The following is an 11,930-nucleotide window of genomic DNA, read 5'->3' on the forward strand; positions in this document are numbered from 1 at the left end:
TGATTGTTGCGCTAACTTACCCCGAGGACCAGGACCTGTCCACCTTGTCGAGCAAGTCATGAGAACAAGTTTCCGCTGGCGAAAATCAGCGAAAAAGTGCCGCCCATCGGATCATCAACTCTTCCACCAGCAGGCGCTTGTTCGGGTTGCTGTTCCCTGACAGTACCCCCCGCGCCTTGAGCAAGTGGTCGTAGAATGCGAATACCGACCGCATGCTTTCTGGCCCGGATCCGGGCAGTCGCTGCAGCAGCGCCATGATATTCGACTCCGCTGCCTCATCTGTACTGCGGGATTTGAGCATCAGCGCCAGCCAGCTCTGCCAGAACTGCAATAGCAGGTTCAGGTCGGCCCCCTCTCCCGGACTCTCCCACTTCCCCGCCAGTGTCACGGGGTTCTCATCCCCGCGTGTGAGCGCAGTCAGGTCTGCGAGAAACTGCTGCCGTGTCTCCTGCGATTCTGGCTCCATCAGCCGGATGGCCAGCAGAGGCGCGCCGCCAGCGAGGTTCAGCGCACTGTCCGCATCTTCATTTTCAATCCCGCTCTCACGCAACCAGCGCAGGGCGGATTGCTGCGGAGGCACCGGAAAGGCAACAGTCTGACAACGGCTGCGGATCGTCGGCAGCAACCCGGCAGGGTGATCGGTAATCAACAGAAAAATAACCGACCCAGAGGGTTCTTCGAGGTTCTTCAGTAGCGCATTGGCCGCATTGATATTCATTGCTTCCGCGGGAGCCAGCAACACCACCCGCGCGCCTTCGCGGCCGCTGGTGCGGCCAACAAAATCTCCGAGCTCGCGAATCTGCTCGACTTTTAATGGCCCCTGCTCCTTTTCCGGCACCACCCTGGCGAAGTCCGGATGCGAGCCGGCCATCCGCAACTGGCAGCCACGGCACTCGCCGCACGCCAGGCCGTGGCGCGGCTGATCACAGAGAAGCAGGGCGGTGAAGGCTTCTGCAAAACGCCGCTTGCCCAGGCCAGTCTGACCGCTGATAAGCAATGCGTGGGGGCAGCGCCCTGCTATCCACTGGGCACCAAGTCGCTGCCACTGTGCGGCCTGCCAGGGCAATGGCGACGGGATGAGCGGTTGCTCGACCGCACCCTTCTGTTCAGAGTTCGCGCTCATGGGGAGCCTGCGATCTGGTGTAACGCGACGGCCAGGCTCTGCTGCACAGCTTCCAGTGGCACCGAGGCATCGATGATCCGATACCGGTCGGGGTCGCTTTCCGCACGACTGCGGTAAGCGGCGCGCACCTTTTTGAAAAACTCGATCTGCTCACTTTCAAAACGGTCCGCCTCTCCGGTGCTAGCTGCGCGCTGCAATCCGATCTCAGGATCTACATCCAGCAGCAGTACACATTCCGGCCGCAGGTCCCCCTGCACCGTTTGCTCCAGCTGGGCAATCAAATTCTGGTCGAGCCCACGCCCTCCGCCCTGATAGGCATAGGTCGCATCCGTAAACCGATCACATACCACCCACTTTCCTTCGGCGAGGGCGGGCTTAATCACTTGATTCAGGTGCTGCGCGCGCGCAGCAAACACCATCAGTAATTCCGCAGTGGGGTCTACCGCCTCGTCACGTTTTTCGAGCAGCAAGTGTCGCAGCTGTTCCGCCAGCGGTGTACCGCCGGGCTCGCGGGTTTGGATGTAGGAAATGCCCTGTTCATCCAGCCAGCGGGTGATAAATCGAAGATTGGTGGACTTCCCCACCCCCTCGCCGCCTTCCAGCGTAATGAACTTTCCTTCGGGAAAATCTTGCATGTATGAATCGATCTTCAATTTCGACAAGTTTTAATTTTGTTTTACGTCCGCCGGGCTGGAACGGTAGTCCGAACGGCGCTTCAGCTGATACTCGCGCACCGCGCGGTTGTGCTCAGCGAGCGTCTCCGAGAACTGATGCGAGCCATCGCCCTTCGCGACAAAATACAGTGTTTTTCCCGCTTTCGGGTGCAATGCCGCATGAATGGCTTCACGTCCCGGCAACGCAATCGGTGTTGGCGGCATCCCTTTGATCACATAGGTATTGTACGGCGTGGCCTCACGCAGATCCGCACGGCGTAAATTACCCGCGTAATTATCCCCCATACCGTAAATCACCGTCGGGTCTGTTTGCAGGCGCATGCCTTTGTTCAGGCGCCGCACAAAAACCCCGGCGATTTCGTCTCGCTCCCAGGGCACGCCGGTTTCCTTCTCCACAATGGAAGCCATAATCAGAGCCTGGTAGGCACTATCGTAGGGTAGATCACTAGCGCGCCCCTCCCACTCTTCCGCCAGAATCGTTTTCATACGCTGCTGGGCTCGACGCAATAGATCCAGGTCTGTGGTTCCCGACCGGTAGATATAGGTATCTGGGAAAATCTGACCTTCCGGATTCCCTTCTATTCCCAACGCCTTAGCGGCCGCTTCTACGGTTGCCGCGCTCTCGGTTGGCTTGATTTTATTCGCCCCCCGCACTTGGTCTAATGCCTGTGCGAAGGTCCACCCCTCTACAATTGTGGTACGGTAGCGGGTGACATCCCCACGGTTCAAACGTGCCACCAGGTCCATGGCATTGCTGCCCGCGGGGATCATGTATTCACCGGGATGAATGTGCCCGAGCTTTTTAATGCGCGCGTATGCAAGCACCAGGCGCGGATATTGCACAATATCTTCACTTGCCAGCCTGTGAACGACCCGGGACAAATTGCTGCCTGCCTCGACATCCATACGCATGCCGTCCACTGGAACCGCGAGCGGCTCCACCAGGGCATTCTGCGCAAACCAAAATGTGGCACCACTCCCAATCACACCGAGCACGATCAGTACCAGCAGGCCACGCAGAAACTTTGCGACCAAACCGATACCAGATTGCTTGCCCTTAGTAGTTCTTGTGGAAGCTTTCTTACTGCTCTTTTTCTTCGCTACCATAATTCTTCCGAAATTCTTTGCTGCAAGACAGATACGGCCTGCCCTGGCGATACCGGGTCTTTAAAAAGCGGTGAGGTTTGGGAATCCCGTTGCGATTGCCCTACCGGCAGCAATCTTGCCGGCACCACCCCACGGACACTGTTACAGACAGCAATTTCCTCTGCTGACAGCAAGTCCGACGGCGTAAAGTCATCTTCGCCGATTTCAACCTGACCAGCCAGCCAGCGTAGCATTACCCCCCGAACCCCATACCGGTTTAGCTTCGGGGTGAACCAGTGCCCGTCACGCATGATCAGCAAATTGCTGCGGGAACCCTCAATGACGATGCCATTTTCATTACACAGCAACGGCTCCAGCAGCGGCATGGACTCATTATTGTGACTTGAAGCGCGCCATTCCGCCGCGGCCTGCTCGTAGGTATCGCGACGCAGCAACTTACAGCCCAGATATTCCGGTCGGACTGCGCCACCGACGGAATCTGCCACCGATCGCGTAAAAGGCGACCGGGTATCAGCTGCGGCCAGACGAGTGCTGCAAAGCCCGAGCACTACCCCATTATCCCAGCGCGAAGATTCTTCCAGTGGAACAACCGCGATATCCCATTGTGGAGACTGTGTGGAATCTTCGCCAATCACGCCGTAACGCAGGCGCACCCTGGCACCGAAAGACCAACTTCGTGTGCGCAGGGCAGCCGCCGCCGCGATGGCCGCTATCGACTGCTTGGCATCATCATCCAGAGTCACGCTGCGAGCGAGTCGTTCTAGGTGTAACTGCAACAGTGGAATAGACCCGGTATGGGCACGCATAGTTTCCAATAGCCCGTACTGAAACGCGCGATCGGGCACAACGGAGGGCTGCTCACCGAGGGCAGAATAATAGAGAGGAAGAATATCCGTCACGGAGAGAGAATAGAGGTGACAGCCCGGGGAATCGTATCTCCAATTAACCGGGCCATCACCTGCTCTGTCAGTTAGACGCGCTGAAAGATCAGCGAGCCATTGGTGCCACCGAACCCGAACGAGTTCGACAGTACCGCGTCAATTTTCATTTCTTGGGCTTTGTGGGGAACCAGATTTACCCCGACACAATGTTCATCGACGTTATCAATGTTGATGGTCGGCGGAGCAACCTGATCTTGCAGGGACTTCACCGAAAAGATCGCTTCAATGGCCCCGGCAGCCCCAAGGAGGTGCCCCGTCATCGATTTGGTAGAGCTGACCGCAAGCGTGTCCAGGCAATCGCTGAACACCGAACGTACCGCAGCAATCTCCGCTTTATCACCGAGCGGTGTGGAAGTGCCGTGGGCGTTGATGTACTGAATTGCGGAGGCGTTCATCGCCGCATCTTTCAACGCGTTCGCCATGGACAGTGCAGCACCGGCGCCGTCTTCGGGGGGAGAGGTCATGTGGTGCGCGTCACCGCTCATACCAAAACCACTGAGCTCTGCGTAGATTTTCGCACCGCGGGCTTTCGCGTGTTCATACTCTTCGAGCACCAGCACACCAGCGCCCTCACCCAGTACGAAACCATCGCGGTCTTTATCCCAGGGGCGGCTGGCCGCTTGCGGGTCATCATTGCGGGTAGAAAGCGCGCGAGCCGCGCAGAAACCACCCAGACCGACCGGAGTAGTAACCATTTCCGCGCCGCCGCAAACCATCACGTCGGCGTCTCCATACTGGATGGTGCGCAGACCAAGGCCAATCGCATGGGTGCCGGTGGTACAGGCAGTGGTGGTAGAAAGGTTCGGGCCTTTCATGCCGTATTTAATCGACAGGTTGCCGGATACCATATTGATGATGGCACCAGGCACGAAGAACGGAGAAACCCGACGCGGGCCCTTCTCCGCAATCAGCATGGCATTGTTTTCGATGGCCGCAATGCCGCCCATTCCGGAACCGATACAGGCGCCAACACGCGGTGCGATTTCATCAGTGACTTCCAGGCCGCTGTCTTCCATGGCCTGGATACTGGCACTCATACCATACTGCAGAAATACGTCCATCTTGCGCGCTTCTTTTTGCGCAACATGGGGTTCGGGATCAAAATTTTTGACGGTTGCCGCAAAGCGGGTGGTGAATGCAGAAACATCAAAAGTCTCAATCGGCACGACACCGCTGGTGCCAGCCAACAAAGCGGACCAGGTATCCTCAAGTGTGTTGCCGAGCGGGCTGACTACGCCCATACCGGTGATAACGACTCTTCTTTTAGACACTTGTGCCTCCCCCGAAATAAATCTACTGCGCCACAACGAGAATGCTGTTGTCGGTCGCTTGTTTATCAATATGCATTTTTTATCATTATGCAAATAAACGGAGAGCCGCGCTATGCAACATAGAACGGCTCTCGCGATGCTTTCAGTACTGGCTAATCACTTTTGGTGCTGACAGTACGAGCAAAAGGCAATGCGTACCCTTTACTTAAGCTATCCAGCAGGAATCAACCCAGGTTCTGGTTGATGTAATCGATGGCCAGCTGAACAGTGGTGATTTTCTCTGCTTCTTCGTCAGGAATTTCGGTTTCGAATTCCTCTTCCAAAGCCATTACCAGCTCAACTGTGTCGAGGGAGTCAGCGCCCAGATCTTCAACAAAGGATGCTTCAGGTTTTACATCTTCTTCCTTCACGCCCAGTTGTTCAGCAACGATCTTTTTTACGCGCTCTTCAATGCTGCTCATGATTCAATTTAACTCCTAGTGGATAAAAATCTGTTTTGGTCACTGTTTGAAATTTGCTCGCCGCTATTGGCGAATCAGTAACCGGCTAACACAGCTTATGGTTAATGCGAGGCGGCATTGTACCCTGATTTTTTCGGGATGTAATGCACCGCCTCCCAGCAACCGTTGAATGATAAATTTTTCTTTACCAATCAATCAGTTATGGCGACTTTCTCGAGAGAAAATCAGCCCATATACATGCCGCCATTCACTTGAATGGTCTCTCCGGTCACATAACCGCCAGCGTCGCTGGCCAAAAATGCGACAACGGATGCAATCTCTTCCGGGGCACCCAGGCGACCCAGCGGAATTTTGCCCAACAGCGCTTCACGCTGCGCTTCCGGCAAAACCTTGGTCATATCGGTATCAATAAAACCGGGGGCGACGGTGTTGACAGTAATTCCGCGGGAGCCAACTTCGGCCGCGAGCGCCCGAGCAAAGCCACCCACGCCTGCCTTGGTTGCAGCGTAGTTGCTCTGCCCGGCATTGCCCATACTACCGACCACGGAACTGATATTAATGATCCGGCCCCAACGCGCTTTGGTCATATCACGCAGGCATGCCTTGCTCACACGATAGACGGCGGTCAGATTGGTATTCAGAACATCCTCCCACTCATCGTCTTTCATACGCATCAGGAGGTTATCTTTGGTGATACCGGCGTTATTGACCAGAATGGTCGGCGCGCCAAACTCACCTTTCACCGATTCCAGCACCTCGGCAATGCTCTCCGGGCTGGTTACGTTCAATTCCTTGCCGGCACCCGTAATACCCTTTTCGGCAAAACGCGCCGAAATTTTCTCTGCACCGGAGGCGCTGGTCGCCGTTCCAATAACGGTAGCGCCCTGCGCACCCAGCAGGTCCGCAATGGCAGCGCCAATACCGCGGCTCGCACCAGTCACCAGAGCGACCTTACCTTCCAGCGAAGTTGAAATTGTCATAGTTTCTCCCGATCACTCACCACGATAGCGGTATGCCACTGCAGTGAGGTCTTTGTTCCGTTTCTTTTTGATTTTGTGGGCAACGTTTACGACGCAGTTGCATTTACCGCTTCGGACAACTGCTCCGGTGTTTCGATATTGTGCGCACCCAAGCCGCGATCAATACGTTTGGCCAGGCCAGCAAGCACCTTGCCGGGGCCGCATTCAACCAACTGCTGGGTACCCGCAGCCGCCATTGCCTGCACGCAGGAGGTCCAGCGAACCGGGCTGAAAATCTGTTCAATCATCAGCGCCTTGATAGCCGCGGGGTCACTTTCGACTTTCGCGTGTACATTGTGAATCACCGGGATTTCCGGCGCGTTAAATGTGGTCGCCTCGATTTGCGGCGCCAATTTTTCCGCAGCAGGACGCATCAGCTCCGTATGAAAAGGCGCGCTGACGGGCAGCGGCAAAGCGCGCTTGGCGCCCGCGGCTTTACAAGCCTCAATGGCGCGCTCAACGGCGGCAGCACCGCCGGCAATGACCACTTGCCCGGGGGAGTTATAGTTCACTGCCGATACCACTGATCCCTGCGCGGATGCTGCGCAGGCGGCTTCCACTGCCTGGTCGTCCAGACCGATCACTGCGGCCATGGCACCCTCGCCAGCCGGTACCGCCTCCTGCATCAAGCGTCCGCGCTCGCGCACCAGGCGCACGCCATCTTCAAATGCGAGCACGCCGGAACAAACCAGTGCAGACCACTCGCCGAGGCTGTGCCCCGCCATGGATGCCGGCACCGCCCCGCCCTGGGACTGCCACGCACGGTAAAGGGCAACGCTGGAGGTAAGCAGCAGCGGCTGGGTTCTCTCGGTCAGATTGATGTCTTCCTGAGCACCGTTCTGACACAGATCCCACAGATCGTAGCCGAGTACGGAGGAAGCTTCAGAAAAGGTCGCGGCGACCTCGGGGAAAGCCTGGGCAGCATCGGCCAGCATGCCAATTTGCTGGGAGCCCTGGCCAGGGAAAACGAACGCCAAAACTGGATTGGTCATGGAACATCCTTTAACCAAATGATTGAATTCCAGGGAGGCTGTGCAGCGGACACCAACGCTTAGGGCGAAAGACCGGCGCGCTTCTGTTAATCGCTGCCGGTCTGACGCTGGGCCTGGTATGCCATAGCCCTTCCAACCAAATGTGCCAGATCCGACTCAGCACACTCTTTTGCGGTCAGCATAGCGCGGTAAAACGCCTCACTGCTGGCACCGCCATGACTCTTGATGACGTTGCCTTCCAGCCCTAAAAAGCTGGCGCCATTATAGCGACCAGGCTCCAACTGTGACCGCCATTTTCGCAACAGATTTATGGCTAATTGGCCAAAAAAACGCTTTATCGGCGCCTTCTTGTCAATTGTGAACGACTTCTGACCTATTAGTCGAATGACGCCTTCTGCTGATTTCATGGCCACATTGCCCATCAGGCCATTGCAGACCACCACATCTACCACACCGGTAAAAATATCGTGGCCTTCGACGAATCCCACATAGTTAATAGCGGGATCTGCCTGCATCAGCTGGCCGGCGCGACGAATCTCTTCGGTACCTTTGTGCTCTTCCGCACCAATATTCAGCAGTGCAACCGTAAGATCGTCTTTCCCGGCAAATACCCGCTGGGCCTCAATCCCCATGCGCGCAAACTGCAACAGGTCTTCGGCGCTGCAATCGATATTGGCACCCAGGTCAAGCAGGAAACAGGAGCCATCAGCTGTAGGCAGGGACTTACCGAGTGCGGGGCGCTTCACACCCTCAACGGTACCCAGAATGCTTCGGCCCAACGCCAGCAATGCCCCGGTATTACCGGACGTCACCATAGCACCGCATTCGCCAGATGAAACCGACTGCAACGCTTTGGCCATAGAGGACTCACGCTTGTGACGCAGGGCCTGCACCGGATTGCAGCCCTGAGTAATCACCTGGACGCAGTCCACCAACTCCAGGCGCTCGCGCACGGATGGCGGTTCTTTAATCAGTAGGGATTGGAGTTCAGAGCGGGGGCCGAACAGCTTGAGCTCTGCCCGGGGATAGCGGATAAGAAATCTTGAGCAGGCCGGAACGACAGAGCGGGGACCTAAGTCCCCGCCCATCGCATCCACGGCCAATCGAAATTGGCTGGACAAAACTTACTCTTCTTCGGAAGAACCGCCAACGTCGATCACTTTGCGACCACGGTAGAAACCGTCTTTGGTCACGTGATGACGGTGGTGTTTTTCACCAGTAGTCGGATCTACGGACAGAGTCGGTCCGCTCAGAGCGTCGTGAGAGCGACGCATACCGCGACGGGAACGGGTTTTTTTGTTCTGCTGAACAGCCATTTGGTGCTCCTAAACATACCTAACAGTTAACACCGGAACCGGGGCGCCTACCGGCGAGCCCAAACCCTTCAAACATCTCTCGAGACCAACTCAAGACTTGTTTGACGAACCCTTCAACTGTTCCAGTACTTTAAAGGGGTTTTCTCGTTGCTCTTCCGCTTCCGGCTCCTCGCCACGACTCTGAAATGTCTCCTGAGCGACACAATCCCAGTCGTGATAAGCAACCATGGGCAGATTGAGCAAAATCTCATCTTCCAATACCTGATACAGATCCAGCTCATCACCGTCCTGTATCACCGGGTCCAGAGACTTGGGCAACGAGTTACCCTGCTCTTCAGACCACACAAACCCCAAGGCGATATCTGCTTCAATGGATTCGCTCACCGGTTGCAAGCAACGCTGGCACAGCAAACCAACCGTCAACGCGAGATGGCCAGTAGCCACCTGGTTGCGCTGCAGATCTCTGGCAAAAGCCAGGGAAACCGCTATATCGCCCTCAACCGACTCCGTGGCCGCTGCCAGTCTCGGCAGTGCTTCCGGAGGTACGGTACCGTCCAGCTGTTGCCCGCGCTGCACCAACTTGCGTGCGTCTATGCGGCGTGGCAGCGCGGATCTCTGGTCCGATTTCTGCGCTGAATTCTGGGCAGTCTTTTGGGGGGGTATCGACATAAGCGCGCAATTCTATGGACTCACCTGAGCCTTGTCAAAACAAATCATCCAACGCATGATCAGCGGCCCCAATGCCCGGCACACCGCTGTTTCGGCGGATCGAAGCAGTCTTGGAACCCACCATTAAAGGAAGCTCTCATGCGCCGCCTAATTCTAGCGTCCAGCTCCACTTACCGCCGCCAACTGCTGGAAAAGCTGCAACTCCCCTTCGAGTGCCACGCACCCCATATAAATGAAGAAGCATTGCCTGGCGAATCTGCCAGCGCACTGGCTAGCCGCCTGGCCACAGAAAAGGCTCTGGCCTTAGCGACCGACTACCCGGACGCTCTTATTATTGGCTCAGATCAGGTTGCGGAATGCAATGGCACCCTACTCGGCAAGCCCGGCAGTGACGACAAGGCGACTGAACAACTGCGCCAAAGCTCCGGCCGCGCAGTCAACTTCCATACCGGTCTCTGCCTGGCAGATTCCAGCGACGGCACGCACCGCACTGTATGCGAATTGTATTCGGTGCACTTTCGCGAGCTGAGTGAAAGCGAGATTCGGCGCTATGTGGAGCTGGAAAAACCACTGGATTGCGCAGGTTCGTTTAAATCAGAAGGCCTCGGGATCTCTCTCTTCGAAAAAATGGAAGGGTCAGACCCAAACTCGCTGGTCGGCCTACCATTAATTCGACTTATCAATCTACTTAAACAGCACAACATCAGCCCGCTGGCCTGAAGAGTCGCACCTCAGGCCACCAGCGGCGGCCACGCCAACAGCTCGGAGAAATGATCAATTACCCGCTGCGGACCGCATTCACGTAATCGCTCCCGACTGTGCACGCCATAGCTAACGCCGATGGACGGCATGTTGATCGCAGAGGCCATTTTTAGGTCGTACTCGGTATCCCCGACCATTACCGCCTGGTCCGGTGAGGTACGGGTTTCCGCAAGGATTTCGCGCAGCATGGTCGGGTCCGGCTTGGAGGCGGTCTCATCGGCACAGCGACTCGCAACAAACAAGTGCCCCACCCCGTGATCCTCAAACTCGCGACTCAGGCCGCGGCGGCTTTTGCCGGTGGCTACTGCCAGGTCGTGCCCGGCGCCCAGCAATTTATCCAGAGTAGCCGCAACGCCATCAAATAACGGCAGCGGCTCACTGCGAGCGGCCAACCACTCGTCGGCGTAGTAATCGCGGAGATCCGTACGCTGCTCCGAGTGAGCCTCGGGAAACAGGGAGGCAATCGCCTCCGGCAACCCGAGACCAATAATATTGCCGATGGCCGCAGGCTCGAGCACCGGCAGCCCCGCACGACTCGCCGCCCGCTGCATGCAGCTCACAATACGCGCCTCGGAATTACATACAGTCCCATCCCAGTCGAGAATTACCAACACGGAAACTTACCTCACAACCTGATACCGATCTAAAGCTGCACCTCAGCGCAACCTGGTCAAAACCGCCTTGAGCTCACCTGGAAGTGGCGCCTCAACACTGACCCGGGATCCATCCGGTAGCGTGCACCCCACTCCAGCAGAGTGCAAAAAAAGGCGCTTCAGTCCAAGATCGCGAAAACTTGCGTTCACCTCGTCCGGGGTGTACTTCACATCTCCCGCCAGCGGGCAGCCAACAAACTGGGCATGCACACGAATCTGGTGGGTGCGCCCGGTCACCGGCTCGGCGCGCATCAGGGTCGCGCCATTAAAGCGCTCCTCTACCTGGAAGCGGGTCGTCGAGGGCTTGCCCTCTCCGTCCACTACCACCATGCGCTCACCGCTTTTCAGAGTGTTTTTACGCAGCGGCGCTTCAACAAGCTTTTGCGCCCGCGGCCATTTGCCGGCAGCCAACGCCAGGTATGACTTCGCCATCTTGCCGGCACGCAACTCGCTCTGCACATGCAGCAGTACGGCCCGCTTGCGCGCAACCAGGATTGCGCCACTGGTATCCCGGTCCAATCGATGCACCAACTCCATAAACGGGCTCTCGGGGTACATCTGTCGCAGCGCCTCAATCAACCCAAGCCGCACACCGCTGCCGCCGTGGACCGCGAGGCCCGCCGGCTTATTCACCACCAGCAACCCGCCCTTGTCATACAGTATGGCCGCTTCGAGCGTACGCCGGAGCTGTTCACCCGCGACCGCCGGTGGTGCCTCTTCGGAAACACGAATTGGCGGTACGCGCACCAGGTCACCACCCTTCAGGCGATACTCGGCCTTCACCCTTCCTTTATTTACACGCACCTCGCCCTTGCGGAGAATGCGATAAACGCGAGACCGCGGCACGCCCTTGAGGCGCGCTTGCAGGAAATTATCGATTCGCTGACCAGCCAGTTCTTCGGGCACAGTGATAAATTGGACGCCCACGCCCACGCCGCCGCC

The 11,930-nt window shown here is 57.0% G+C and carries 14 protein-coding genes; 1 reads left to right on the forward strand and 13 read right to left on the reverse strand.

Annotated elements, in window-relative coordinates; genetic code table 11:
* Positions 1-85: 85 nt before the first annotated feature.
* From ACXAG1_RS02910 to ACXAG1_RS02960, 11 genes are all read right to left on the reverse strand, one after another.
* Entirely contained in the window at positions 86-1,123 is a 1,038-nt protein-coding gene (locus ACXAG1_RS02910; protein WP_475092927.1) for a DNA polymerase III subunit delta', read from the reverse strand.
* Positions 1,120-1,758, reverse strand: coding sequence for a dTMP kinase (gene tmk / locus ACXAG1_RS02915; protein ID WP_475092926.1), 639 nt, complete (start codon positions 1,756-1,758; stop codon positions 1,120-1,122). Before tmk ends, ACXAG1_RS02910 begins: the two co-directional genes overlap by 4 nt.
* A gap of 30 nt (positions 1,759-1,788) precedes the next feature.
* Positions 1,789-2,904 carry an endolytic transglycosylase MltG gene (mltG, locus tag ACXAG1_RS02920; RefSeq protein ID WP_475118879.1) on the reverse strand — a complete coding sequence of 372 codons (1,116 nt, stop codon included), beginning with the start codon at positions 2,902-2,904 and terminating at the stop codon, positions 1,789-1,791.
* The gene (locus ACXAG1_RS02925) at positions 2,898-3,803 is read right to left on the reverse strand and encodes an aminotransferase class IV (protein ID WP_475118880.1); all 906 of its coding nucleotides are present in this window, start codon (positions 3,801-3,803) and stop codon (positions 2,898-2,900) included. Before ACXAG1_RS02925 ends, mltG begins: the two co-directional genes overlap by 7 nt.
* Positions 3,804-3,874: 71 nt before the next feature.
* Entirely contained in the window at positions 3,875-5,116 is a 1,242-nt protein-coding gene (fabF, locus tag ACXAG1_RS02930; protein WP_475092923.1) for a beta-ketoacyl-ACP synthase II, read from the reverse strand.
* A gap of 224 nt (positions 5,117-5,340) precedes the next feature.
* Positions 5,341-5,577 carry an acyl carrier protein gene (gene acpP, locus ACXAG1_RS02935; protein ID WP_010130751.1) on the reverse strand — a complete coding sequence of 79 codons (237 nt, stop codon included), beginning with the start codon at positions 5,575-5,577 and terminating at the stop codon, positions 5,341-5,343.
* A gap of 224 nt (positions 5,578-5,801) precedes the next feature.
* On the reverse strand, positions 5,802-6,557 hold the full coding sequence (gene fabG / locus ACXAG1_RS02940; protein ID WP_475092922.1) for a 3-oxoacyl-ACP reductase FabG: 756 nt from the start codon (positions 6,555-6,557) through the stop codon (positions 5,802-5,804).
* Positions 6,558-6,643: 86 nt separating this feature from the next.
* The gene (fabD, locus tag ACXAG1_RS02945) at positions 6,644-7,588 is read right to left on the reverse strand and encodes an ACP S-malonyltransferase (protein WP_475092921.1); all 945 of its coding nucleotides are present in this window, start codon (positions 7,586-7,588) and stop codon (positions 6,644-6,646) included.
* Between the two features lie 86 nt (positions 7,589-7,674).
* The gene (plsX, locus tag ACXAG1_RS02950) at positions 7,675-8,709 is read right to left on the reverse strand and encodes a phosphate acyltransferase PlsX (RefSeq protein WP_475092920.1); all 1,035 of its coding nucleotides are present in this window, start codon (positions 8,707-8,709) and stop codon (positions 7,675-7,677) included.
* Between the two features lie 3 nt (positions 8,710-8,712).
* Positions 8,713-8,904: a 50S ribosomal protein L32 gene (gene rpmF / locus ACXAG1_RS02955; RefSeq protein WP_043316110.1), complete on the reverse strand. Its 192-nt coding sequence runs from the start codon at positions 8,902-8,904 to the stop codon at positions 8,713-8,715.
* Between the two features lie 90 nt (positions 8,905-8,994).
* Positions 8,995-9,573 carry a YceD family protein gene (locus ACXAG1_RS02960; protein ID WP_475092919.1) on the reverse strand — a complete coding sequence of 193 codons (579 nt, stop codon included), beginning with the start codon at positions 9,571-9,573 and terminating at the stop codon, positions 8,995-8,997.
* A 138-nt stretch (positions 9,574-9,711) separates the two neighbouring features.
* On the opposite strand from ACXAG1_RS02960, the gene ACXAG1_RS02965 reads away from it, so the two are divergent.
* Positions 9,712-10,293: a Maf family protein gene (locus ACXAG1_RS02965; RefSeq protein WP_475092918.1), complete on the forward strand. Its 582-nt coding sequence runs from the start codon at positions 9,712-9,714 to the stop codon at positions 10,291-10,293.
* Between the two features lie 11 nt (positions 10,294-10,304).
* Here the strand turns inward: ACXAG1_RS02965 and ACXAG1_RS02970 are convergent, their stop codons facing one another.
* Positions 10,305-10,949, reverse strand: coding sequence for an HAD-IA family hydrolase (locus tag ACXAG1_RS02970; protein WP_475118881.1), 645 nt, complete (start codon positions 10,947-10,949; stop codon positions 10,305-10,307).
* A 42-nt stretch (positions 10,950-10,991) separates the two neighbouring features.
* Entirely contained in the window at positions 10,992-11,921 is a 930-nt protein-coding gene (gene rluC / locus ACXAG1_RS02975; protein ID WP_475118969.1) for a 23S rRNA pseudouridine(955/2504/2580) synthase RluC, read from the reverse strand.
* Between the last annotated feature and the right edge of the window lie 9 nt (positions 11,922-11,930).

The organism is Microbulbifer sp. ABE4_465 (assembly GCF_056160765.1).